Annotated in this window: 19 protein-coding genes, 2 pseudogenes and 1 riboswitch; of the genes and pseudogenes, 2 read left to right on the top strand and 19 right to left on the bottom strand. The window is 71.8% G+C overall.

What is annotated here, in order from left to right:
- Window positions 1-9 precede the first annotated feature (9 nt).
- The 19 genes and pseudogenes from M8445_RS15595 to M8445_RS15505 all read right to left on the bottom strand — a co-directional run bounded on the left by M8445_RS15595 (window position 10) and on the right by M8445_RS15505 (window position 22,068).
- Entirely contained in the window at window positions 10-1,878 is a 1,869-nt protein-coding gene (locus tag M8445_RS15595) for a VWA domain-containing protein (RefSeq protein WP_273991211.1), read from the bottom strand.
- A gap of 49 nt (window positions 1,879-1,927) precedes the next feature.
- Complete coding sequence (locus tag M8445_RS15590; protein ID WP_273991210.1) at window positions 1,928-2,323, bottom strand: type II toxin-antitoxin system VapC family toxin; 396 nt, start codon at window positions 2,321-2,323, stop codon at window positions 1,928-1,930.
- Window positions 2,320-2,562 carry a type II toxin-antitoxin system Phd/YefM family antitoxin gene (locus M8445_RS15585; RefSeq protein ID WP_078305285.1) on the bottom strand — a complete coding sequence of 81 codons (243 nt, stop codon included), beginning with the start codon at window positions 2,560-2,562 and terminating at the stop codon, window positions 2,320-2,322. Before M8445_RS15585 ends, M8445_RS15590 begins: the two co-directional genes overlap by 4 nt.
- Before the next feature lie 43 nt (window positions 2,563-2,605).
- Window positions 2,606-4,171, bottom strand: a pseudogene (locus M8445_RS15580) (cobaltochelatase subunit CobN); the annotation flags it as partial.
- A gap of 253 nt (window positions 4,172-4,424) precedes the next feature.
- On the bottom strand, window positions 4,425-5,336 hold the full coding sequence (locus M8445_RS15575; RefSeq protein WP_273991209.1) for a formate/nitrite transporter family protein: 912 nt from the start codon (window positions 5,334-5,336) through the stop codon (window positions 4,425-4,427).
- A gap of 114 nt (window positions 5,337-5,450) precedes the next feature.
- Window positions 5,451-8,276: pseudogene (locus M8445_RS15570) on the bottom strand (cobaltochelatase subunit CobN); the annotation flags it as partial.
- Window positions 8,273-8,932: a 5,6-dimethylbenzimidazole synthase gene (gene bluB / locus M8445_RS15565; RefSeq protein ID WP_273991208.1), complete on the bottom strand. Its 660-nt coding sequence runs from the start codon at window positions 8,930-8,932 to the stop codon at window positions 8,273-8,275. The gene bluB and the pseudogene M8445_RS15570, both read right to left, overlap by 4 nt.
- Complete coding sequence (locus M8445_RS15560; RefSeq protein WP_273991207.1) at window positions 8,929-9,951, bottom strand: HoxN/HupN/NixA family nickel/cobalt transporter; 1,023 nt, start codon at window positions 9,949-9,951, stop codon at window positions 8,929-8,931. Before M8445_RS15560 ends, bluB begins: the two co-directional genes overlap by 4 nt.
- The gene (locus M8445_RS15555) at window positions 9,951-11,072 is read right to left on the bottom strand and encodes a CobW family GTP-binding protein (RefSeq protein WP_273991206.1); all 1,122 of its coding nucleotides are present in this window, start codon (window positions 11,070-11,072) and stop codon (window positions 9,951-9,953) included. The genes M8445_RS15560 and M8445_RS15555 overlap by 1 nt, the downstream gene beginning before the upstream one ends.
- Complete coding sequence (cobJ, locus tag M8445_RS15550; RefSeq protein ID WP_273991205.1) at window positions 11,069-12,772, bottom strand: precorrin-3B C(17)-methyltransferase; 1,704 nt, start codon at window positions 12,770-12,772, stop codon at window positions 11,069-11,071. The genes M8445_RS15555 and cobJ overlap by 4 nt, the downstream gene beginning before the upstream one ends.
- The gene (locus M8445_RS15545) at window positions 12,769-13,611 is read right to left on the bottom strand and encodes a cobalamin biosynthesis protein (protein ID WP_273991271.1); all 843 of its coding nucleotides are present in this window, start codon (window positions 13,609-13,611) and stop codon (window positions 12,769-12,771) included. Before M8445_RS15545 ends, cobJ begins: the two co-directional genes overlap by 4 nt.
- 14 nt (window positions 13,612-13,625) lie before the next feature.
- Window positions 13,626-14,405 (bottom strand): precorrin-4 C(11)-methyltransferase, encoded by a 780-nt coding sequence (gene cobM, locus M8445_RS15540; protein ID WP_273991204.1) that lies wholly within the window; start codon window positions 14,403-14,405, stop codon window positions 13,626-13,628.
- A complete protein-coding gene (cobI, locus tag M8445_RS15535; protein WP_273991203.1) occupies window positions 14,402-15,178 on the bottom strand; it encodes a precorrin-2 C(20)-methyltransferase in 777 nt (258 codons plus the stop codon). Before cobI ends, cobM begins: the two co-directional genes overlap by 4 nt.
- Window positions 15,175-16,398, bottom strand: a complete 1,224-nt coding sequence (gene cbiD, locus M8445_RS15530; protein WP_420704111.1) for a cobalt-precorrin-5B (C(1))-methyltransferase CbiD — start codon at window positions 16,396-16,398, stop codon at window positions 15,175-15,177. The genes cobI and cbiD overlap by 4 nt, the downstream gene beginning before the upstream one ends.
- Before the next feature lie 2 nt (window positions 16,399-16,400).
- Complete coding sequence (locus M8445_RS15525; protein ID WP_273991201.1) at window positions 16,401-17,969, bottom strand: precorrin-8X methylmutase; 1,569 nt, start codon at window positions 17,967-17,969, stop codon at window positions 16,401-16,403.
- On the bottom strand, window positions 17,966-18,649 hold the full coding sequence (locus tag M8445_RS15520; protein ID WP_273991200.1) for a cobalt-precorrin-7 (C(5))-methyltransferase: 684 nt from the start codon (window positions 18,647-18,649) through the stop codon (window positions 17,966-17,968). Before M8445_RS15520 ends, M8445_RS15525 begins: the two co-directional genes overlap by 4 nt.
- Before the next feature lie 58 nt (window positions 18,650-18,707).
- Entirely contained in the window at window positions 18,708-19,283 is a 576-nt protein-coding gene (gene cobO, locus M8445_RS15515; RefSeq protein WP_273991270.1) for a cob(I)yrinic acid a,c-diamide adenosyltransferase, read from the bottom strand.
- A gap of 71 nt (window positions 19,284-19,354) precedes the next feature.
- Entirely contained in the window at window positions 19,355-20,197 is an 843-nt protein-coding gene (locus M8445_RS15510) for an ABC transporter substrate-binding protein (protein ID WP_380091881.1), read from the bottom strand.
- A gap of 239 nt (window positions 20,198-20,436) precedes the next feature.
- A riboswitch (cobalamin riboswitch) is annotated at window positions 20,437-20,567 on the bottom strand.
- A gap of 70 nt (window positions 20,568-20,637) precedes the next feature.
- The gene (locus tag M8445_RS15505) at window positions 20,638-22,068 is read right to left on the bottom strand and encodes a replication initiator protein A (RefSeq protein ID WP_273991198.1); all 1,431 of its coding nucleotides are present in this window, start codon (window positions 22,066-22,068) and stop codon (window positions 20,638-20,640) included.
- Window positions 22,069-22,867: 799 nt separating this feature from the next.
- On the opposite strand from M8445_RS15505, the gene M8445_RS15500 reads away from it, so the two are divergent.
- Entirely contained in the window at window positions 22,868-23,644 is a 777-nt protein-coding gene (locus M8445_RS15500; RefSeq protein ID WP_273991197.1) for a ParA family protein, read from the top strand.
- On the top strand, window positions 23,641-24,528 hold the full coding sequence (locus M8445_RS15495) for a ParB/RepB/Spo0J family partition protein (protein WP_273991196.1): 888 nt from the start codon (window positions 23,641-23,643) through the stop codon (window positions 24,526-24,528). Before M8445_RS15500 ends, M8445_RS15495 begins: the two co-directional genes overlap by 4 nt.
- The last annotated feature ends 19 nt before the right edge of the window (window positions 24,529-24,547 follow it).

Genomic DNA, 24,547 nt, shown 5'->3' with positions numbered 1-24,547 from the left:
CGGGGGGGGTCATGGGGTCTCCAGGGATGAGGGATTCAGGGAAGGGTCAGGGTGATGTTCAGGCAGGTGCAGGGGCGCGAGGTCGGCGCCCATCGCGCGGGCCAGTTGCGCGGCCCGGCCCAGGCGCACCCGGCCCGCCTCGGTATCCACGACCAGTGCGGGCACACCGTGCAGGGCGCGGGCGGCGCCTAATGCCTCGGCCCAGGGGTCCGCGCCGGGCTGCGTGGGGACGTTCGCGCGGCCGTCCGTGAACAGCACCAGCTGCGCGCCGCGCTCCGCGTCCAGGGTCACGCGGGCCAGCCGCAGCGCCTGCGTGAGCGGCGTGCGGCCCCCCGTAGGCGCGGCCTCCACGGCCCGCGCGGCCGCGTGGGCGTCGGCGGTCCAGTCGAGCAGCAGCGCGGCCCCCACGCCCCGGAAGGTGATCAGGGCCATGCGGTCGGCGTGACCCTGCCCGCCCAGGGCGTCCAGCAGCGCGCCCTTGACGGCGCCCATCCGTCCGGACGCGCCGACGCTGCCGCTGGCGTCCGCGACGAACAGCACCCGGCGGCCCTCCTGCGGGGCCAGGATGGGGGCGCGCAGGTCCGCGCGGGTCAGGCCGGACCTGTCCGGGCCAGCCTCGCCGCTCAGGCCCGCGCGGGTCAGGGCGGCGCGCAGCGAGTCCGGCAGCGCCAGCGAGGCCGGATTCGCGTCCGGGCGACTGCCGGTCACGCGGGGGCGCCCGGCGTCGCCCGCGCCGCGCGCCCCGCCGGGAAGTGGCAGGAAAACGTGCGCGGGAGCGGGAGCGAACACCTCGCCCGGCGGGTCGCCAGCGGGCGGCAGGTGGTCTCCCCCGTCCGGAGCATCTGGTGTGTGCGGCGGCTCGTTCCCGGCTTCCGGGAGGGGCTCACCGTCCGGGGCGTCGCCCGGCGGTCCGGCCGGTGGCTCCGGGGGCGGTTCGTTGGGAGGAGGGGGCGGGGGCGGCAGGTCCGGCGCGTGCGGTACCCGGCGGTGCGTGAGGACCAGCGGCGCGGCGCGGTCCACGTCGGCCGCCGTGACCGACAGGCGGCCCTCCAGCGCGGCCAGGGCGCAGGCGGCGCGGTACAGCACCAGATCCGCACGCAGGCTGCGCACACCAGCCGCCGCCGCGTGATCGGCAATGCGGATCAGCAGCACGTCCGGGACGGTCACGTGCGCCAGTCGCCCGCGCGCCGCGTCCAGCCGGGCGTGCAGGGCCGCCTCCGCCCCCGCCCAGGCCCGCACGAACACGGCGGGGTCGGCGTCGAAGGCGAGGCGGCGGCGCACGATCTCGGCCCGCTCGCCCGGCGCGGTGGGGGCCTGCACGTCCACGCACAGTCCGAAGCGGTCCAGGAACTGCGGGCGCAGGCTGCCCTCCTCGGGGTTCATACTGCCCACCAGCGCGAACCGGGCGGGCGCGGTCACGCTCAGGCCGTCGCGTTCCACGCGGTGCACGCCCATCGCGGCGGCGTCCAGCAGCACGTCCACCAGATGGTCCGGTAGCAGGTTCACCTCGTCGATGTACAGCACGCCTCCGTGCGCCTGCGCGATCAGGCCCGGTTTCAGGCGCGCCTCGCCCCGCAGGGCCGCGTCGAGGTCCAGCGTGCCCACCACACGCTCCTCGCCCGCCCCGAGCGGCAGGTTCACGAACGGGGCCGCGCCGTCCCCGTCGGCTGGAAGCCCCTCCGCGTGCGCTGGAAGCAGCGCCGCCAGCGCCCGTGCGGACGTGCTTTTCGCCGCGCCCCGGTCGCCCCGGATCAGCAGGCCGCCCAGCGCGGGCGACACGGCCAGCAGGCTCAGCGCCAGCGTCAGGTCCGGCTGGTGCGCCACCGCCGACAGTGGAAACAGCGGCGCGGCGTCCGGAAGGGGTCCGGAGGGGGTCACGCAGCCTCCGTGAAGCGGCTCAGGGGGCAGCAGCTCAGAGGGCCGTGGCTCAGGGAGGCGGCAGGACCGGGGCGTGGGCGTAGGCCGTGATGCTGGCATCCACCGTCATCAGCGTGAGCCCGTGCTCGATGGCCTGCGCGACCAGCAGGCGGTCGAAGGGGTCGCGGTGATCCCAGTCGAGCGCTCCGGCGCGCACCGCGTGGGCCGGGGAGATGTCGATCACCTCGGCTCCGAGTCGTGCGGTGACCGCGTGGAAATCCAGCAGCAGCGGGGCGGCTTCCGGGAGGCGGCCGCTGCGGTGTTTGATCGAGAGTTCCCAGGCGGTCGCGGCGCTCAGGATCAACCGGTTGCGGGAATCGAGCAGCGTGGTCTGCCACGCGCCCGGCAGCAGCGCCGGCTGAAGGGTCGCCCACAGCAGAATGTGGGTGTCGAGCAGCAGGTTCACTCCCAGTCCGCCTGTTCCTCGGCGGACAGTGGGCGCAGGGATTCGTGCGCGAAGGCCGCGCCGACCTGGACGGTTCCGGCCAGGAATCCGAGTTCACGCGCAGCGGCGGGCGCCAGTGGCACCAGCCGGGCGTAGGGTTTTCCGGCCTTGGCGAGAATGATCTCCTCGCCGGCGTGGGCGCGGTCCACGAGGCGGGACAGTTGCGTCTTGGCAGCGTGGATGTTGACTGTCTCCGGCATGGACTAAGCTTAGTCCATACAGGGCGGTTCAGGGTGACGCGGCTCACGCGCCGCCTCCGCCAGGGCGGGCCGTCTCGCCGCGTTCCTCCAGCAGGCCCTCGCTCTCGACCAGCAGGTTCTGCAGGGCGTGCAGGGTCTCCGGCTGCGGCGTCCACAGGCCCCGGCCCTGCGCCTCCAGCAGGCGAGTGGTGATGGCCTGGAGTGCCCAGGGATTCGAGCGGCGCAGGAACGCCTGATTCTCCGGGTCCAGCGCGTAGGCCTGCGCCACACCCTCGTACATGAAGTCGTGCGCGACCTGCGCGGTGGCGTCCAGGCCGAACAGGTAGTCCACGGTGGCCGTCTGCTCCAGGCCGCCCTTGTACCCGTGCGCGCGGATGCCGCTCAGCCACTTGGGGTTCACGACCCGCGAGCGGTACACGCGCAGGGTCTCCTCGCCCAGGTCGCGCACGCGGGCCCGTTCGGGGTTGGAGGTATCCCCGAAGTACCGCAGGGGTTGCGTGCCGCTCAGGTGCCGCACCGAGGCGATCATGCCGCCGAAGAACTGCAGGTAGTCGTCACTGTCGAGAATGTCGTGCTCGCGGTTGTCCTGGTTGTGCAGCACGAGTTGCGTGCCGCCCAGCCGGGCGCGGAAGTCGTCGCGGGCGTCCGTGCCCTGCTCGGCGGCGGTGTAGGCGTACCCGCCCCAGTTCACGAAGGTGCGGGTGAAGTCGCCGTCACCGGCCCAGTTGCCCTCGTTGATCAGGTCGAGAATCCCGGCGCCGTACGTGCCGGGCGCGCTGCCGAACACGCGGTACGCGGCGCGGGCGGCGGCCTCGTCGGGCGGCAGGTCCGCCAGTCGCCCGGCGAGGTCCGCGAGGTACTGGCGGCGCAGCGGGTTCTGGTCCTCCGGTTCGTCGGCGTGCATGGCGGCCTGCACGGCGTCGTCGATCAGGGTGATCACGTGCGGGAAGGCGTCCCGGAAGAACCCGCTGATGCGCACGGTCACGTCCACGCGGGGCCGCCCGAGTTCCGCCAGCGGGATCAGGTCCACGCCCTCCACGCGGCGGCTCTGGGCGTGCCAGCGGGGCCGCACGCCGATCAGGGCCAGAATCTGCGCGATGTCGTCCCCCTGGGTGCGCATGTTGCTCGTCCCCCACACGCTGATCGCCACGCGCTGCGGAGGGGCGCCGGTCTCCTGCTCGTGCCGGGCGAGGACCTCGCGGGCCAGCCCACTGCCGACCGTCCACGCGGCGGGGGACGGCACGGCACGCGGGTCCACGGCGTAGAAATTCCGTCCGGTGGGCAGAATGTGCGCCTGCCCGCGTGACGGCGCACCGCTCGGCCCGGCCGGCACGTACCGCCCGGCAAGGCCCGCGAGCAGGTGCCGGGTCTCGTCGGTGGTGGCTTCCAGGTTCGGGCGCAATTCCCGGCAAGCGTAGTCCAGGGTGGCGGTCAGCGGGCCGTGGTCGCCGACACTCCCGAGCGTGAGGGCCAGCACCTCAGGAATGCTGGCCGGGTCGAAGTCACGCTCGGCCAGCAGCTGGTACAGGTGCAGGGCCAGTTCGTCGAGCAGTTCCAGCGCGTCCCCGTTCGTCTGAATGGGACGGCCCGCCAGCGCATTCAAGTCGGGGGCAGTCAGGTCAGGAGCGGTCATGGGGTCTCCGTGGGTGTGGTCATACGGACTCCGGTTGAAAGGGTTGCAAAAGCTTTCAACCCGAGCGAAGCGAGTAGGAGAGAAACGGGTTCCGGGCGTGGAGTTGGCAACCCGGCATTCTTCCGGGTTATTAACGAAACAGACGGAATCCGTATCGTTCCCAGGCACGGCAAGGCGGCGCGCGGCCCTGATGGTGCAGGCCGCGCGCCGACATGAGGGCGGGTGAGGGTCAGCGATGCGTGGACGGCTCCGGGGCCCGGTCGGCTGGGCTGTCCGGGTAGGCCGCGTGGTAGGCCAGCGCCACGAACACGGCCCCGCCCACGATGTTGCCCAGCGTGACGACCGCCACGGTGCTCACCACGTGCGGCAGGTCCAGCCGCGCAATGTCCGCGAGGTCGGCGCCGTGGTCGCGCAGCATCAGGCCCAGCGGCAGCAGGTACATGTCCGCCACCGAGTGCTCGAAGCCCGCCGCAACGAAGGCCGTGACCGGCAGCAGCACTGCCAGGACCTTGTCGGCCAGGGTCTTGCCCGCAAGGGCCATCCACACCGCCAGGCACACCAGGACGTTGCACAGCACGCCGCTGAAGAACAGTTGCGCGGCCGTCTTGCCGACCTTGCCGGTCGCCACGCGCACCGCCTCGTGCGCCACGCCCCCGCCGTTCAGGGACGGGTGCCCGGACGCGACGACCAGCGCGGCCAGCAGCACGCCGCCCACCAGGTTGCCCAGAAACACAAGTCCCCAGTTGCGCGCCACCTGCGCCCAGGTGATCTGCCGGCGCACTACCCCGAGGACCAGCAGCACGTTCCCGGTCAGCAGTTCCGCCCCGGCGACCAGGACCAGCACCAGGCCCACGCAGAAGCCCAGGCCGCCCAGCACCTGCTTGAACGCGAAGTCGATTCCGCCCGATTCGATCAGGGTGTAGAACATGCCGCCCAGCCCGATGTACATGCCGGCCAGAACCGACAGAACGAAGGTGGGCCATGCGGCGCGGCCGGCCTTCTCGGCGTCTTTCTTCAGGACGGCGTGCATCAGGGCCGCGCCGCTCAGGACGGTCGGGTCGGGCACGCCCGGCACAGGCTGGACCGGGGGCTGGGGCGCGGTGCTGGGGGGCGTGTCGCTGGGGCGCTGGACGGAAGTCATGCCCAACCATAGGCCCCCTCACAGCCGCTGTCCTTCAGCACTTGCTGAGGATTGAGCAGCGTCCGCGCCGGCGCCCAGCAGGGTACGGGGCAGGCTGTGAGGCGGCGAACCCAGGCGCGCGCCGGGGCGGTCGAGCAGGTCTTCGAGGTTCAGGCCGAGCGCGCCGGCCAGTCCGGCGTGCAGGCCCGGCACGCCCGCGTTCGGCAGGCGGGTCAGGGCGACCAGCATCTCGGGCAGCGCCTCGCCGCGCGGCGGCTGGCCCAGGACGTGCAGGCCGCCCCGGATCTGCGCGCGGCCCAGTTCGCACAGGTACCCGTCGATGTCCTCGAGCAGGTGCGCGACGTCCGGGCCGTTCATCTCGCTGAGGGTGACGGGCACGCCGTCCTCGGTGAATTCGTCGTCCCATTCGTGCACGTGGTCGCCGTGGTCGCGGCGCAGCAGGGTACCCAGATCGGTGCCCAGGTCGCTGCGCTGCACGAGGTCCCAGATCTGCCCCTGCAGCAGCGGCAGCTTGGACGGGTCGAGGAGTTCCAGCTGGTAGTACTCGTCGACCAGCGCGGCCAGTTCGGCCAGCGGGCCGTAGGTGTCCGCGCGGGTCAGGGGGGGCGGCAGGTGGTCGAGGATGGTGGCGTGCGCGCGCCGTTTGGCCTGCGTGCCCTCGCCCGGGTCGTTGATGACGAAGGGGTAGAACAGCGGCAGGTCGCCCAGCAGGCTGTCGGGGAAGCACGCGGCGCTCAGGCCGACGCCCTTGCCGGGCAGCCATTCCAGCGTGCCGTGCTTGCCGACATGCACCAGTGCGTGCGCGCCGAAGCCCCCGGCGGCGGGGGGCTCGCGCAGCCAGCGGTACAGCGCGTGGTAGTGGTGGGTGGGCGGCAGGTCCGGCGTGTGGTAGATGGCGTCCGGGTCCATGCCGTACCCGCGTGGGGGTTGCAGCGCCACGAACATCTTCCCGAAGTGCAGGCCCGCCAGGGCCAGCGAGCTTCCGCTTAGGTACGCCTGTCCGGGCGGGTCGCCCCACTGCTGGCGCATGCGGCGCTGCTGCGCGTCCGGCAGGTCCGCGAACCACGCGGCGTACCGCTCGCGGGGCACCAGGACCGCGCGTTCCAGTTGCGCGGGGGTCAGCAGGGTGGTGTCGTAGGTGGCGCGGTCCAGCAGGGCGTGCATCAGTTCGTCGGAGGTCGCGGGCAGGGTGCCCACGTCGTACCCGTCGTCCCGCAGGGCGCGCAGTACGCCCAGCAGCGACGCGGCCGAGTCGAGGCCCACGGCGTTCCCCACCTGCGAGGCCTTCGCCGTGGAGTTGGTGAACACGAACGCCACGCGTTTCTCGCCGTTCGGGACGTGCCGCAGCCGCGCGAGCCGCACGGCGACGCCCGCCACGCGCTCGGCGCGTTCCGGGTCCGCGACCAGCCGGGCCGCCGCCTCGTCCGCGCCGTCACCGGCGACGCGTTCCTTGAAGGCGAAGGGCACGCTGATCAGCCGCCCGTCGAATTCCGGCAGGGCCACGTTCATGGCGGTGTCCAGCGGGTTCAGGCCGCGCGCACTGGTCGCCCAGGGACCGCGCGGCCCGCCGGTCGTGAGGCCCTGCACGACCGGCACGCCCAGCCGCGCGAAGGCGCCCACGGCCTCCCCGGCGGGCGTGACGGCTCCGCCCTGCACCTCGGTCATGGCGAAACTCAGGGTGCTGATCACGGCGTCCACGCGCGGGCCGTCCTCGCCGCGCAGCAGCGCCAGGGCGTGCGGGTCGCCGCGTTCGTCGGTGTCGCGCAGGCTGGTCGTGAAGATCGGCAGGGCGTCCGCCCCGGCGTCGTCGAGCGCCGTGACGAGCGCGTCGATGAAGTCCGTGTTGCCGCTCAGGGCGTGCGCGCGGTACAGCAGGATGCCCACCGCCGGGCGGCGCGGGGCGGCCGCGCCGCGCCGGCGTTCCCACTCGGCCAGCGCCTGCGGGGCGTCCAGGCCTTCCGGGAGGTCCGGGTGGGACACGCCGTGCAGCGCCAGCGCCTGCGGGGGCTGCGCGCCGTACGCGGTCAGGCGCAGCGAATCCGAGACGCTCAGCAGCAGTTCCCGCAGGTTCGGCCAGCCGCTCGCGGCGAGGTACGCGCGGGCGGTGTCCAGCACCGGCAGCGGCGCGAGGCTCAGGGCCGCGAGTTCCGGGTCGGGTTCGTTCGTGCCGCTGATCAGCAGCAGCCGCTGCCCGCGCGTCCGGGCGTGCGCGAGCAGCCGCGCCGCGCCGGGCACCGCCTCGAAGCGCCCGTGAACGCGCACCAGCACGACCTGCGCCTCGCCGACCGCGCCTGAGAGCAGTGATTGCATCTGCTCCTCGCCGCGCACGCTGCCGAGCGCCACGCCGGTCACCGGGCCGAAATCGGCCGGGAGGGTGTCGCGCGCGGCGCGCAGGTTCAGCAGGTCGGTGTCCGCGTGCGTCAGGAACGCCACGCCGCTCAGGGGAGTCGCGTCGGATGGAGCGTCCGGGGTCTCCCCTGCCGCTCCCAGTCCCGCATTCATGTCCGGGTGCAGCGGGAGGGCCTGCGCGGCGTCCCAGGTGTAGTAGTTGAAGGCGTACTCGATCAGCTCCGGCGGCAACGGCAGGAAGCGGTCGGCGCGGACCATCGCCTCGATGTGGTCGAAGATCGCGCGGACCAGCCACGCGTCGTTCACCGAGTGGAACCACAGGTCGTGCCCGTCGAACACCAGGTGCGCCACGTTCGCCAGCGAGCACGGCCCCAGGCAGCCACTCTTGGTCAGGTGCAGCGTGTTGCGCAGGCGGCGGCGCACCCACTCGTCCTTGTACACGTGGGCGGGCGCGGCCGGGTAGCCCTTGTCGGTGCGGCCGCAGCAGCAGCCGTGAAAGCAGTAACTCAGGTGACCGCGCCGCCGGGCGACGTTGATGGTGCGGCCGTCGGCGCGGGTCACGCGTTCGCGGGTCGCGGCGCGGCGGGTCACGGTGTCACGTCCGTGTCGTTCACGCGCAGCGGCGTGCGGCGCGCCCAGCCGGTCGTTTCCAGCAGCGGGGCGTCCAGGGTCAGGGCCGGCCAGCCCAGGCACAGGTACGCCAGCGGGCGCGTGCCGGGCGGCAGGTCCAGCCGCTCACCCAGGTCCCCGCCGTCCACGAGGCTCAGCCAGCCCAGGCCCAGGCCCTCGGCGGTGGCGGCCAGCCACGCCAGCGTGACCGCGCACAGCACGCTGGCCTCCAGCATGCCGCCCAGGCCACCCGTGCCCAGGGTCGGCCCGTCCGGCGGGTCGAGGCTGACCAGCAGGCCCAGCGGGGCGTCCAGAATGCCTTCGAGTTTCAGGGTGTCGTACAGGTCCCGGCGCTCGCCGCTGAAGCTCAGGCGTTCCTGGGCACGCACCTGCACGAAACTGGCGTGCACCTGCGCCCGGCGGGCCGGGTCGCGGATCACCGTGACCTGCCACGGCTGGCTCAGGCCCACGCTGGGGGCCACGCGGAAGGCGTCCAGCACGCGCGCCAGCATCTCGGGCGGGACCGGGTCGGGCCGGAAGTGCCGGTGGTCGCGGCGGGCCTCCATGACCCGCCACAGGGCCGCGCGGTCCTGCGCGCTGACCGGCGCAGGCGCGGGCATGGCAGCAGGGACCGTCACGCCGCGCCCGTCAGTCGGCGGCGCAGGACGGCCACCAGGAACAGCAGGCCCGCCGCGCCGGTCAGGCCGAAGCCCAGCGGCGCGAGGTCCAGCGCCTCCAGGCTCCGCAGGCCAGACAGGGCCGGGAAGTGTTCGGCCGCCCAGGCGCCCAGCGTGACCACGCCCACGACCAGCGCCACCAGACCCGACAGGCCGGTGACCAGCAGGTTGTAGGTGCGCCGCGCGCCGGGCCGGTCGAGTGCCCAGCCGTACGCGTGGGTCATGAACGCGCCGTTCAGGGTATCAAACAGCGTCATGCCCGCCCCGAACAGCAGCGGCAGGGACAGGATGCCCGCCCAGCCGAGCGACTGTTGCCCGGCCTGCCCGGCCAGGGCCAGCAGCGCGATCTCGCTGGCCGTGTCGAAACCCAGGCCCATCAGGAAGCCCAGCGGCATGACCTGCCACGGGCGGGTGATCAGGCGGGTCAGGGGCGCGATCAGCCGCGCCAGCAGACCGCCGTGATGGTGCCCGTCATGATCCCCGTGCCCTTCGGGTGCGCCGCGCAGCATCCGGGCGACGGCACTCAGGTTCAGGGTCGCCACGACCAGCAGGTACGCGCCGGCCACGAACGGCCCCACCCACCCGCCGACCGTGCCGATCTGATCCTGCGCGCCCAGCAGCGCCCCTCCGATCAGGGCGGCGGCCACGGCCATCAGCAGCACCACGCCCGAGTGCCCCAGGCTGAAGTACAGGCCCACACCGTACGCGGGGCGGCCCAGCGTCAGCAGCCGCCGGACGGTGTTGTCGATCACGGCGATGTGATCGGCGTCCCAGGCGTGCCGCACGCCGAACAGGTACGCGCTCAGGCCCAGGCCCCACAGCAGCGGCTGCCCCGGCGCGGACAGCGCCAGCAGGCACAGGCCGGCCGCGTGCAGGGCCAGCACGGCCAGCAGGAATGGCGCGGAGCGGCGCGCGCTGTGCCGGGCGCTCAGGCCGCCGGGCACGCCGGGCAGCGGCGCCGGGACGTGCGGGGCGTCCATCACTCCCACCGCTGCGGCACGGCCCGGCCCAGCGCTTCCGTGACCTTCTTGCGGCTCACGTGGTACCCGATGAACACCAGTTCGTTCGGCGCGTCCGGCCGGGTCGGGGCGGGCGTCAGGTCCACCCGCGAGCGCACCGCCTGTAGTGCGTGCCGCTGCCCGTCCACGTCGGTCACGAAGCCCTTGACGCGCAGCACCGGGAACACCCGCGCCACGTTCCGCACCGCGGTCGCCAGCGCCTGCGGGTCCTGCGCGCCCGCGCCGGTCAACCGGAACGACTGCCAGCCCGGATCGTGCTCATGAAAGTGCTGGTGGGTGCCCAGGCTGTGCACGTGCGCGTCCAGGTCGCCGTGCGAGTGCCCGTCCAGGCCGGTGTGGTCGTGCAGCGGGCCGCTCAGGTCGCCGGGCGCGCCGCTGACCGGCGCGTGGTGCGCGGCGCGCCGGGCGCCGTGCAGGTTCAGGCCCAGTGTGAGTTGCGTGTCCAGCCGCGCGTCGTGCGCCAGTTCCAGGAAGCGCACGCGCGGCGCGCGGTGACGCACGTCCGCCTCGGCCTGCAACAACTGCGCGTCGCTCAGGCCGCCGATCTTGTTCAGGATCGCCACGTCCGCGAATTCCAGTTGCGCGTCGAACACCTGCGCGGCGCTGCGGGCCAGCGAATTGGGAACAGCCGGGTTCGGGCCGTCCGGGTCGAAGGCTCCCTCCAGCAGCAGGGGCGTGTCCACGACGACCAGTGTGGCGTCCAGCGTGAAGGCGCCGGCGAAGGCCGGGTCCTGCAGGGCGACCATCACGGCGGTCGGGGCGGCCAGTCCGCTCGTCTCGATCAGCACGTGATCGAAGGTGTGCCGCCGGTCCAGCAGGGCGCGCAGCGTGCGGCGGAAGGCGTCGTCGTCGCCGCCGTAGGCGAGCAGGCCGCCGCTCACGTCGAACAGTTCCACGCCGTCCTCGCGGCTGCGCAGCAGGGCCCCGTCGATGCTGACCTCCCCGAATTCGTTCACGATCACGGCCAGGGTGCGGTCGTGCGTCTGGCGCAGCAGGTTGTTCAGCAGGGTGGTCTTGCCGCTGCCCAGGAAACCGGACATCAGCGTGACGGGCGTGCGGAAGGTGGTGTCAGGGAGGTTCATGCGGTCTCCAGGGGGGCCGGGCCGGACTGTACCGGCAGGCCAGGAATGACTGGAAGGTCGAGCAGGGCGCGGCGCAGCGCCTGCGGGTCAGAAAAGGCGCCGGGCACGGGCGCGGGACGTCGCAGGACGATCAGCCCCGCGTCCAGGGCGCGCGCGGCGAGGCGTTTAGCGTCGAAGCCGCCCTCGTCGCCGCCGTCGCGGGTGATGACGGTCCGGACGCCCTGCGCGCGCCACTGCGCCTCGTTGAACTCGCGGCTGAACGGGCCGATCAGGGCGCTCACGTTGCGGGCAGGCACGCCCAGCGCCAGCGCGCGGGCCAGCACGTCGGGCTGCGGGGTCAGGCGCACGAACACCTGCCCGCCCTGGCCTCCCGCCGCCAGAAACGCGGTCCAGAAGGCTTCCAGGTCGCGGCTGCCGGTCGCCAGGAACACCGGCCCGCCCCGCGCGGCGGCCTGCGCAGCGGCCGCGTTCAGGTCGTCCACGACGCTCAGGTCGTCCAGGCCCGCCGGGTCCGGGTCCAGGCTGGACGGGCGTTCCAGCCGCAGGTACGGCACACCCAGTTCCGCGCACAGCTCGCGCAGCTGCGCGGTGATCACCTGCGCGTACGGGTGCGTGGCGTCCACGACGGCGCGCGCGCCGCGCAGGGCCAGCCGCCGCGCCTGCACGCCCGCCGGGCCGCCGTACAGCTGCACGCCCGGATGCTGCGGGGCGACGCTGGCTCCCAGGGACGTGGCGACACTCAGCGTGACCGGCAGGCCGTCCCCGGCGATGGCCTGCGCCAGGGCGCTGCCGTCCGAGGTGCCCGCGAACACCCACACGCGGCCCACGTGCTCCGGCGGGGCTTCGGCCGGGGCCGGGAGTTCCGGGGCTGGCGTGCCTGTGGCGGGCGCGTCCCGCCCGGCCTCCCAGGCGTTGTAGCCGCGTGGCGTGAACATCCACGGGCCGCGCCGCTGCGTGAACCGGTTCCCGATCACGATGGTGGTCAGCATGTCGAAGCGGTCGTCCAGCAGCGCCTCCAGGGTCGTGACGCGCACCTCCTGATCCTCGCGATAGGCGTTGCGGACCACGCCGCACACGGTGTCCGGGCGTTTGTGCGCCAGCATCAGGCGCAGCACGCGGTACACGCCCTCCTGCCGGGCGCGGCTCTGCACGTTGTACAGCACGCATGACAGGTCCGCCTGCGCGATGTGCGAGGCGCGGTGCTCGATCCACTCCCAGGGGCACAGCAGGTCCGAGAGGCTCAGGGTGGCGAAATCGTGCGTGAGCGGCGACCCGAGCAGGCTGGCGCAGGCGGTGGCGCTCGTGATGCCGGGAATGACCTCCACCGTGAACGGCGCGGGGTCCGGCAGGTCCTCGAAGACCAGTCCGGCCATGGCGTAGATGCCGATGTCGCCGCTGCTGACCAGCGCCGTGCGCTGCCCGGCGGCGGCCCGCTCGATGGCGACCTCGGCGCGGCGTTTCTCCTGCGTCAGGGGCAGCGTGACGATCTCCTGCCGGGCCTGGTCGAGCAGCGGCGCGACCCAGCGCAGGTACAGGTCGTACGCGACGATCACGTCGGCGCGCATCAGGGCCTCGCGGGCGCGCTGCGGCACGAGGTTCAGGTCGCCCGGCCCGACCGACACCAGACTCAGGTGCCCGCCCGTGAGCGGGGGGCGGGTGGATTCAGAGTAGTCGGGTTCAGGGTGGGTGGATGGGGTCATGCGGTGGCCTCCGGGGGTCGGGAAGAGGACGGGGCGGGAGGGGCGTCCGGGCAGGCGTGCGGCGGCCGGTCGCGGACGACGGCCACGGTCACGCCGCTTAGCGCGAGGCGGGGGAACAGCAGTTCGCCGCGTGGACTGGCGATCAGGGCGCAGGGTTCGCTGACGCCGGACAGGCCCACGCTGCGCTGCACCCACTCGCTGGGGCGGGTCACGAAGGGCCGCGCCTGCACGTCGGCGTGCGCGATGATCCGCAGCGGCAGCGCGTGCCGGTCGCAGAAGGCGTTCAGGCCCGGCTCGTCCGCTTTCAGGTCCACGGTGGCGACCTCGCGCACGTCGCCGAGCGCGTACCCGGCCAGCGTCAGGGCCTGCGTCACGGCGGCGGCAATTCGGTCCTCGGGCACGTCACGGCGGCAGCCGACACCCAGGGTCAGGGGCCGGGCGGCCTCGCTGGCGGTCGTGATGACCGGCGCGGCCCCACAGGCCCGCGCGACCGCGTACGCCAGGACGTTCCCGCCGCCCTCGTGCCCGCCCAGGATGGGGATGACGTGCCGGGCGGCGTCATCCAGCACCAGCACGGCCGGGTCGCGGGTCTTGTCGCGCGGCAGGCCCGACAGGAACCGCACGGCGATGCCGGCCGCGCCGATCAGCACCCAGGCCCGCGCGCCGGGGTAGGCGGCGCGGAAGGCCTCCATCTGGCGGCCCAGCGTCCAGGGACGGTACACGGTCACGCGGCGGCCCGCCCCGGTCAGCGCGCGTTCCAGCGTGCCGGCCAGCGCCCACGCGCCCGCCTGCACCGGCCAGATGCCCACGTCCGGGGGGCCGCTGTCCGGCAGACCCATGTCCAGCGGGGCGGTCAAGAGTCCGTGCCGTCCGCCGCGCGGCGGAAGCGGTGCGCGTAGGCGGGGTCGTACAGGCGGCTCGGTTCGGTCAGCTCGCCGGGGTCGCCCAGCGCCGGGCTGACCAGCAGCATGGTCGTCAACGCCCAGTCACTCAGGGTCAGGTCCGTCAGCAGGGTGCCCAGCGTCGCCTCGTGCCGCCGCTCGCCCGGTTGCGAGGCCCGCTGCACCAGCGCGGCCGGCGTGTGCGGCGGGTAGGCTTCCAGCAGCTCGGTCACGATCTGCGGCAGTTGCCGCCCGCCCAGGAACACGCACAGGCTGGCGCGGTGCGCCGCGAGGCCGCGCAGGTTCTCGGCGTCCGGCACCGGACTGGCCCGGCCCGACGCGCGGGTCAGGATCACGGTCTGCGTGACGCCCGGCCGGGTCAGTTCGGCGCCCAGCACCGCCGCGCTGGCCGTGAAGGAACTCACGCCCGGCACGACCTCGTACTCGATGCCCAGGGACCGCAGGGCGCGCATCTGCTCGGCAGTCGCGCCGTAGATGGCCGGGTCGCCGCTGTGTACGCGCGCCACGTCCAGTCCCTGGGCCTGCGCGCGGCGGTAGATCGCCACCTGCTCGTCCAGGTTCAGCGGAGCGGTGTTCACGCACTCGGCGTCCGGGTGGGCGTGCTCCAGCACCGCCTCGGGCACCAGCGACCCGGCGTACATGACCAGCGGGCACTCGCCCAGCCGCCGCGCGCCGCGCAGCGTGATCAGGTCCGGCGCGCCGGGCCCCGCCCCGATGAAGTACACCTTCACGCGAACCTCCCCGGGCGCACGCCCCGGATCAGCAGCACGCTCAGGTACCCCAGCCGCGCCGCGTCCGGGCCATCCGGCAGGGTGTCGCTGCGCAGCGATTCCAGGCTGGGCAGGATCACCTCGCCGTCCAGGCCCAGGCGGTGCGCCAGCGCGCAGTGTTCCAGCAGGCCCAGTTCCGAGAGCAGGTCCAGCACGACCGGCAGGCGACGCCCGACCTTCATCAGGACGACCACGTCGTGCGAGGCGATATCGGCCCGCAACTCCGCGAGTTCGTCCGGGCAGGGCAGGATCAGCACCCGCTCGCGGCCCTCCCCCAGCGGAAAGCCGGTCAGGGCGGCGGCGGCGGCGTAACTGGTGACGCCCGGCAGCACGCGGCGCGGCAGGTCCGGCGCGGCGCGGCGCAGGGCGCTCACCAGGTAGCCCAGCGTGGAGTACGTCATGGCGTCCCCGATGGTCAGGTACGCGACGTTCAGCCCCTGACGCTGCTGACCGGCGATCTGCTCGGCCAGCGCGGCGTAGTGCCCGCCGATGCGGGCGTCGTCGCCGTCCATCAGGAACTCAATCTCCTGCACGCGTCCGGCCGGGAAGTCCAGGTCGCGCAGGGCCGCCAGCGCCACGGACGCCTGCGACACCCGCGAGCGCGGCGCGTAGATGACGTCCGCGCCGCGCAGCACGTCCAGCGACGCGACCGGCAGCAGGCCCGGCTGGCCCGGCCCGACGCCCAGCCCGGCGAACCAGCCGGGAGTGGTCTGTGAAGTGATCTGTGTGGTCATGGGGTTCCTCCGTCTGAATGCGGGTCGGAAAGAGTGTCGGGAGGGAAGGCGGCAGGTGTGGACTCGTCGGCCAGCGGGCGGCCGTCCAGCGCGAACAGCGCCACGCGCACGCCCGGCAGCAGCGGCGCGCGCCCATGCAGGCAGGCGGCCACGTCGCGGGCCACGGCGGCCCAGACAGCGCGGCCCTGATCTGCTCCGCCCTGATCTGGCCCGGCCAGCAGGTCCACGCAGGCGTCCACGGTGTTCGCCGCGTGCAGGGCGCCGACCAGCGCGCCGGGCAGGCCCAGGCGGGCCGCGACGCGGGCGACGGCGTTCATGGCCATGCCGCTGTGGGCGCTGTGGGTGTTCCAGTCGCCGTTCAGTACCTTGGCCAGCTTCCCCGGATGCCCGGCGACCAGCAGCGGCGGCGCGGACACCTGCGACCCGTCCACGCGCGCCTGCTCTCCCAGGGCGTCCTGCAGCGCTTCCTGCAACGCGTCCAGCGCAGCGCCCACGAAGTTGCCCATCTGCACCACGGCCAGCGGCGGCACGCCCAGCGTGTCCCGCGCGAAATCACGGCCCAGTTTGCCCGGCGTGAACACCAGCGCGTCCGGGCGGGCGTGCACGGCCACGCGCACGTACACCTCCACCGACGCCATGTACGCCTCCAGGCTCATGGGTTCCACCACGCCGGTCGTGCCCAGGATGCTGATGCCGCCCACGATGCCCAGGCGCGGATTGAAGGTCCGGCGCGCGATCTGCTCGCCGTCCACGCAGCCCACCGTGACCGCGAAGGCCTCGTGCCCCGCGACCTCGTGCGCCGCCGCGCGCAGCATGCCGCGCGGACCGGGATTGATGGCCGCCTCGCCCACCGGCACGCGGATGCCGGGCGCGGTGACGGTCCCCACGCCCTCCCCGGCGTGAAAGGACATGACCGGCGAGTCCTGCGGCGTCACGCGCACCCAGATCACCGCGCCGTGCGTGGCGTCCGGGTCGTCCCCGCCGTCCTTCACGACCTCCGCGTACGCCCCGGCGTCGGTGCGGCGCACGCCCCGGACCTCCACGCCCAGCAGTTCCCCGCCGGGCAGCGTGATGTCCACCACGTGCGCCGTCCGGCCGCGCAGGCACAGCAGCGCCGCCTTCAGGGCCGCCGTGGCCGCGCTGCCGGTCGTGAAGCCGCGCCGCAGCCCGTTGTCGGCGGGTACGCTCAGGTCCAGTCTGGCGGGCGGCGTCACGCTCAGGCTCACGCGTCCCGCACCGGGGAGGCAGGCGCACTGGCCTGCGCCAGCCGGTTCTGGGCCTGGATCATCAGGGCGTTCACCACGCTGCTGGCCCAGGGGCTCCCGCCGCGCGTCCCGGCGTTCGTGATGCGCGGCACGCTCAGGCAGGCGCGCAGGGCCGCCTTGCTCTCGCGGGTGCCCACGAAGCCCACGGGCAGGCCGATCACCAGCGCGGGCCGCCAGTGCCGCTCGCGGATCAGGCGGTTGGCTTCGAAGATCGCGGTAGGCGCGTCCCCGATCGCCAGGATGCAGTCGTTCCCGAAGCGCTCGAAGGCCCGCCGCACACCCGCCGCCGAACGGGTGATGCCCGCCTCGCGCGACAGCAGGTGCGTTTCCGGGTCGTGCACGCCGCACCAGACCGGCACGCCCAGCGTCTTCAGGACCTCGCGTTTGAGGCCGCTGCTGACCATGGTCACGTCCGTCACGACCGTCAGGCCGCGCAGCACCGCGCGGATCCCGGCCTCGCACGCGCCGGGCGAGAAGAACAGCTCGTCCACGACCGCCGGGTCGCCCGCCGTGTGCACCAGCCGCTGCGCCGCGTAGCGGTCGGCGTCCGGCACCGCCGACCAGTCGCGCAGCTCCTCGATAATCCGGAAGGACTCCGCCTCGATCGGGTGCGGCACGTACGCGGGCATCTCGCGGGGCGCGGCGGGCACGTCCGCGCGGGCGTCCAGGCCACGCGCCGCGCCGTGATGCCCGACCTGCACCTCGCCCACCTGATGCTCGTACCCCACGACCTGCACGCGGTACTTGCACAGCGAGCAGTTCATGTGCCCCTGCCCCTGCACACCCTCACGGGCGCGTTCCAGGAACACCTGCGCGACCTTCGGGTGCGCGCCCAGCGGCCGGGTCGTCAGGAACTCCACGTCCGGGTACCGCTGCCGGGCCGCCGCGACCGCCTCCTCCACCCGGCGGGCCAGCACGCCCCCGAACAGCAGGTACGGCATGACGATCACGCGCGAGAAGCCCAGGCGGGCGGCGCGGGCCAGTCCGGTCTTCAGGTCCGGCTGCGCCGTGCCGCTGAAGCACACGCCGCTCGCCCCGTACCCCAGGCCCTCTTCCAGGAAGCGGGCGAGTTTGTGCACGTCGCCGTTCGCGTCCGGGTCGGTGGTGCCGCGCCCCACGACCAGCAGCAGGGTCCGTTCGCGGCGCACCTCGCCGCCCGTCTGCTCGGCCTGCACCAGCCGCTCGCGGCACACGTCCAGCAGCGCCGGGTGCAGGTCCATCGCCGCGCCGTAGTGGAAGGTCACGTCCGGGAATTCCAGGCGCAGGGCCTGCACCTCGGCCGGCAGGTCGTTCTTGGCGTGCGTGGCGGCCAGCAGCACGCCCGGCACCAGCACCACCTCGCGCGCCCCGGCCTGCACGGCCTCGCGGGCCGCCTCGTCCAGCGTGGGCGAATTGAATTCCAGGTACCCGTGCGTGATGACCCGCCCCGGATCCAGGGACCGCACCAGGGCCGCGAGCTGCTCGAACTGCGCGCTGCTGGCCGGGTCGCGGCTGCCGTGCGCGGCCAGGACGACGGCGTAGGTCATATCTCGCCCTCCAGGCCGGTCGGCATGGGCCGCAGCGCGCGGATCAGCAGGATGCTCATGTCGCTGAAGGTCCGGCCCTCCAGTTCGCCCAGCGTGCCGGTCCAGGTGGCCTCGGCGCGGGTCAGGTTCTCCCAGACTTCCGTGCGGTGGGCGCTGCTCACGCCGCGTCCCAGCAGGAACGCCGCCACGTCGCCCGGCATGAAATCCCACGGGCGGGGAATCACGATGGCGTTGCGCCCGGCGGCCAGCACGTCCCGCAGGTGCGCCTTGAAGGGGGCCATGTCGCCCCGGCGGTGGAAGGTCAGGAAGGTCGTCTCGTCGAAGCACACGCGCGTGCGGCTGGCGAGCACCTGCGCGGAACTGATGCCCGGCAGGGTCTGGACCGGGTGACCGCAGGCCGTCTCGACCCGTTCCAGGAACTGAAAGCCGCTGAAGTGAACGTCGCCCATGAACACGACCACGCAGCGTTTCCCGGCGTGGTGCAGCGCCGCCACGCCCGCCAGTTTCTCGACCTGATCGCGGTACCCCATGGTGATGACCGTCTGTGTGGTCAGCAGCGGCCGGACCACGTCCACGACCGCGTCGAAGCCCGCGACGACGTCCGCGCCGGCGATCAGGTCCGCGCCGCCGCGCGTCAGGTAATCCAGGTGGCCGGGTCCGGCCCCGATGCAGATGATCACAGCACACCTCCAGGACGCCCCGCGGGCTCCAGGGCCGGGGGCAAGGAAACGGAACGCATCAGTACTCGATTCCGGTCTGCGCGCCGATGCCCGCCTCGTAGGCGTGCTTGACGGGCTGGATCTCGCTGACCGTGTCGGCCAGGGCGATCAGTTCCGGCAGGGCGTCCCGCCCGGTGACGACCACGTGCAGCCGGGGGTCACGCGCCCGCAGGACCGCCTCGACCTCCGGCCAGGGCACCCAGCCGTACTTCAGGGCGTACGTGAACTCGTCCAGCACGATCAGGTCGTGCTCGCCGCTCTCGATGGCGGCGCGGGCCAGCGACCAGCCGTGCGCGGCCATCGCGGCGCTGTTCTCCAGGTCCTTGGAGCGCCACGTGAACCCGTCGCCCAGCCCCTCGTACGGCAGGCCCAGCACGTCCAGCGTGCGGTGCTCGCCGAACTTGGCGCTCTCGTGCTTCAGGAACTGGAACATCCGTACGCGCAGGCCCCGCCCGTGGGCGCGCAGCATCAGGCCCAGCGCGGCGGTGGTCTTGCCCTTGCCGTTCCCGGTGTTCACGATCAGTAGGCCCCGGCGCCCCCGGCTGACGCCCCCGGCCTTGCGGTGAGCGTCACGGGCCGCCGCGAGTTCCTCCATGGCCTTTTCGCGGCGCTCGCGGGTCGCGGGATCGAGTTCGGATGTGGCGTCACCGGTCACTGCGTCACCAGTCACTTCAGGGCCTCCGGGTGAATGAAGCGGATCAGGGCGCGCAGCGCGTCCGGCAGGCGCGGCCCCGGACGGCTCAGGGCGTCGCGTTCCTCGGGCGTGGGGGCAAAGACCCGCCCCGCCTTCACGGCCTGCAGTCCGGCCCAGCCGGGACGCCGACGGGCGTCATCCAGGCTCAGGCCGATCATCACCTGCGGGTTGCGCTGCACGATCAGCTCCGGGTCGAGTTTCGGGAAGTCGCCCAGCGCGGCTGGCACGATGGTCTGCCCGCCCGCCCTGGCGATCAGCGTCCCGATGAACGAGTCTGGCCCGACCGAGTACGGGCTGGGGTCAATCTCGTAGTAGGTGCTGACCTTCGGAAGGCGCAGCACGCTGGCCTGCAGGGTGTTCAGCTCGGCGCGCATGGACGTGGTCAGCCGCGTGGCTCCGGCCTCGTGGTTGGTCAGTTTGCCGATCACGGCGATCTTCTCGAACACCTCATTGAAGGTCTGTCCGGTGCCGCCGTACACGGTCAGGCCCGCCTGCGCGAGCTTCTCGGTCAGGCGCGACCCGCTGGACTCGTCGGCCAGCACCAGATCGGGTTTCAGGGCCAGGATCGCCTCGAGGTTCGGCTGGTAGGCGCTGCCGACCTTCGGAAGCCTGTCCACGGCGGCTTTCGGGTAGTTGCTGAAGCGGTCAACCGCGATCAGTTGCGCGCCCGCGCCGATGGCGATCAGCGTTTCAGTGTGGCTGGGCAGCATGGACACGACGCGGCGCGGCGCGGCGTTCAGCGTGACGCGGCGGCCCAGGTCGTCGGTGACGGTCAGCGGGTAGGTGGTGGCCGAGGCGCCCTGCGTGGCACCCATGACGGCAGCGACCAGCAGGGCGGCGCAGGGGCGCCGCAGACGGAAAGGCAGATGGGACATGGCGGGGAACTCCAGTGCGTACTGGGACGGCAGCCGGGAGCGGGCGCACAGCATGAAAAACCCGCTCCAGCCGGGGGCCAGAGCGGGAACACACGTGGGCAGGCCCACGGCTGGGTTCAGGATCACTCATGTCACGGCCCTCTGACGGCGAGAGGTGCCACGGACGCGCCGGCAATCGGCGTGAACGGGCGTCCCTGAGAGGCATTCGGGCTCACCATGATCGAGTTCTGCTGAACTGACTGGCATACCGCTGCGCGACAGCGCCGGATTCTCACCGGACTTCCCCTACCTCAGGTGCGGCCAGCCTAGCAGACACGGGCCTGCTGCGTGTGGGGCGCGCCGCCGGGTCCCCTGACCCGCCCGGAGTCAACGGCCGGGGGTCAACGGCCAGAAGTCAACGGCTGGTCCCTGAGGGCCTGTAACTTGACCCCGAGACGGGTCCGCAGGTCACGCACGACGGTGCTTTTCTGGCCGCCGCTGATGCCCTTGATGGCCCAGGCCTTGATTTCCAGCGGATCTTCGAGCCCCTCGTCGAGTGCCAGACGCAGCGTATCGAGTTCCTGAAGTTTCAGGTCGTTGCGCAGCAGGAAGGTCAGGGTGCGCATGACTTCCTCGACCTGTTTCTCGCGCGGCTGAGCCCGTAACAGGGCGTCCGCATCCACTTCCTCCTCAGAAGGCCGTAAAGGTGCCTCGAACAGGCTGGGTTGACCCGATCCCCGCGCCTTGCCCTGCTGTCCCTTGGCGGTGGCTTTCCGCGCCTCGGAGACCCCTTCGGGCAACTGGTACTTGCCGGGATTCTTCAAAACGTCCACGAAGAAAGCCGGTTTCGAGCGCGGCTTGTACCCGGCGGCCAGGATCGCCTTGCAGCGCACCACCGCGTCGTCCACGGTCTGCTCACCGTGTTCGCGGACCAGCTGCAGCGCGCGGGTCTGGGTGACACCCAGGTCCGCGAGTTCCTGCAGCAGCGCCGGATCCGGCGGGATGAACGCCTCGCCGAAGGTGTACTGGAGCATCTTTTTCTTGCCGCGACCCAGGTACTCGACGTTCTTCAGGAAGCCTTTCTCGATCAGTTCCTCGTGCGCGGCGTCCAGCGTTCGCTGCGCCATGCTGGGACGGTCCGTCACGATCTTGCAGGCCTCGGCCCACTCCATCAGGCCCACCTGGTACGCCATGGCCACCGCGTCCGGGTTCTCCGGATCCCGGCGCTGCGCGTCAAGCAGGCGGTACAGCGCCCGGGTGGGGGGCCGTTTGAGGGTCTGCATGAACGACAGATCCAGTGATTTGATGTATCCGGCGCGCACGCTGCGCGAGATTTCCTGCGGCAACGTGATCCGCAGCACGCTGGACGCGTCGAGCTTTTCCGCCTCGCCGGAAGTGAACTCAATGCGGTCGATGTACCGGAAATTCACGTTCGTCCAGCGGCCGCGTGGGTGGTCACGCCACCCTTCCGAGATGAAATAAGTCGTGGTGGTCAGGCGTTTGAGGCTTTCATCCAGCGAGGTGTAGTACCGACCGCTGGTGTCCAGCCCGGCCATCTGCAGCAGCTGGTACGGCGTGCAGGTCACGGCTCCATCAGCCGGGGAACCCTGGTCGATGTACAGGTTGACCAGCGCAGCGCTGATATCGGTGTCGATCCCGTGCGGAACACCGTATTCGGGCAGGGCCTGGCAGGTGACCCGGTAGCGGCGGTCCCCGTCTTCGAGTTCGACGCTCCAGTCGCGGTAGTTCGCAGGGATTCGTTCCTGCACGCTGATCAGACTCAACCGGGCGATGTTGAGTTCGTCAAAGCGTTTGATTCCCTTGTCGGCCACGGCCCTGCCCCCCTGTGTGTTTGTTGTTTTTCTTTTTGTTTTAAATCTCTTAAAAGAAAGAATATATGTTGTCAACAACAAGCGCCCAACCCAGATGCGTGTCACACGGCGTTTTCGGGGTCAAACGGCGCAAGTTGTCCGATAGTTTGGCGCAAGTTGTCCGATAGTTTTGCCCCCTTTTCGGCGCAAGTTGTCCGATAGTCAGGGCCGAACGGCGCAAGTTGTCCGATACTTTCGGCGCAAGTTGTCCGATACCTCCTGAGGGCAAACGGCGCAAGTTGTCCGATACCTGTGGATAAAAACGGCGCAAGTTGTCCGATAGTTCGGGCCCAAACGGCGCAAGTTGTCCGATAGTTGTCTCTGCAGGGTTTTTCGGTCCAGAAACGACGGCTTGGACGCTGTCTTTTTTGAAACGGCGCAAGTTGTCCGATAGTGGGCGGCAAAGAAACGGCGCAAGTTGTCCGATAGTCAGAAATACGCCTGGGGAGAAATAGAAAGCAAATATTCATCTGCTTGCGTAAAATTTAAGCTTTTCTGGCTGTGAACGCTCCTGTGACGAGCTTGACGGGTTGGGAACGGGTCGGGCTGGTTGCTGGGACTTCGCCTTCAGGCAGTAGGAGTTGGAGAGACAGGATGATTTCATGGTGACCGTCAGTTCAATTACTCGTCGTCGGTGCCAGTCTTTTTGAAAACGGCGCAAGTTGTCCGATAGTCCCCGGTCCTCCTCACTCGTCATGTGACGAGCACCGGCGTCCTGTCACGCGACAACGGCTGCCCTGGCGCGCTAGTCTGCGCAGTAATGCGCACCCTGACGCTCTTCAACCACGCCGGTGGGGTCATGAAATCCAGCCTGACCCGCGATGTCGGCTACACACTCGCTGAAGCCGGGCAGCGTGTCCTGCTGGTCGATCTGGACCCCCAGGCCAACCTGACCGACTGGCTGGGCGTGACCGGCGTCACGCGTGACCAGACCGTCTACAACACCGCCACACGCGGCGATCCCCTCCCCTCCCCCATTCACGTTCACGGGCTGGACCTGATTCCCAGTGACGTCTCGCTGGCCCTGGCTGAGGGCCAGATGATGGGTGTGGTCGGCGCGCACCTGCACCTGCGGCAGGCCCTCTCCGAGTGGAAGGAGCGCTACGACGCCGTGTTGATCGACAGCCCACCCAGCCTGGGGCAACTGTCCATCCTGGGAGCCCTGGCGGCCGATCACCTGATCGTGCCGGTTCCCACCCGTCAGAAAGGCATGAACGCCCTGGCAGGACTGGGCGAGGCGATGGCCACCTACCGCAAGCTCCGCCCGGACCTGACGGTCGCGCTGTACGTGCCGACCCTGTACGACGCGCGCCGCTCGCACGACCGCGAAGCCTACGCGGCCCTCAAGGAACTCCTGAACCCGCTGGCCAGTCCCATCGCGGACCGGGGCGCCGTCTGGAACGACAGCGCCAGTGCCGGGCAGCCCGTCGGCGTGTACGCCCCCGGGTCTCCCGTGCACCGGGACGTGCTGCGGGCCACTGCCGAGATCGCGCAGGCCGCCGGACTGAAGGTGCAGATCGCGGGAGCGCAGGCATGACCCGCAAGGCGCGGCCGGTCGTCGGCTCACGCCTGAGCGGACTGGTGGCCGGCATAGACACCCTGGCGCAACCGGCCACCACCAGCCTCAGCACCGCCCTGCTGGACCCGGGTGAATTTCAGCCGCGCTACTACTTCAACCCCGACGCGCTGGACGACCTGACCCGCAGCGTCCGCGAGCAGGGCGTGCTGCAACCCCTGCTGGTGCGTCCCACACCCGGCGGACGCTACGAGATCGTGGCCGGGGAACGCCGGTGGCGGGCCGCGCGGCAGGCCGGCCTGAGCGAGGTGCCGGTCCTGATCCGCACCCTCACGGACAGTGAAGCGCGACTGGCCGCGGCGGTCGAGAACCTGCAACGCGAGGACCTGAACGTCATGGAAGAAGTCCGCGCGAAACTGCAGGTGGCCGCCGTGACCCTGGGCATCCGCGAGGACGCCGCCGTGGCACGAATGTTCGCGCTGGACCGGCACGCGGGGAGCGAACCGGCACTGGTTGAGAAACTCGACGCGGCGTTCGGGGCGCTCGGGCGGGAATCGTGGCGCAGTTTCATCCGTAACCGCGCGGCCCTGCTGAACCTCCCCGAGGACCTTCAGGAAGCGGTGAGGACCGGCCTGGATTACCGCAAGGCGCTGGTGATCGGCCGCGCCGCCACTGCCGACCTGCGGGCGCAGCTGCTCGACGCTGCTGCCAGTGGCGCCACGGTCGCGCAGTTGCGTCAATTGCTGAACGGGCCGTCGCTGCCGGCTCCGGACGTGTTCGATACCGTGGCCCGCCAGTTACGTGACCGCAAGGGACTGGCCAGGCTGGAACCCCGGCAGCGTGCCAGGGCCGAGAAGCTGCTGCAGCAACTCAGCGACCTGCTGTCCGGCCAGCCCGAGGACTGAACTGACCCTGGTGTGATCT

This window comes from Deinococcus aquaticus, assembly GCF_028622095.1.
Classification (GTDB): Bacteria; Deinococcota; Deinococci; order Deinococcales; family Deinococcaceae; genus Deinococcus; species Deinococcus aquaticus.
Note: the sequence above shows the minus strand (reverse complement) of the source record. Positions and strands in the feature narration are given on the sequence as shown.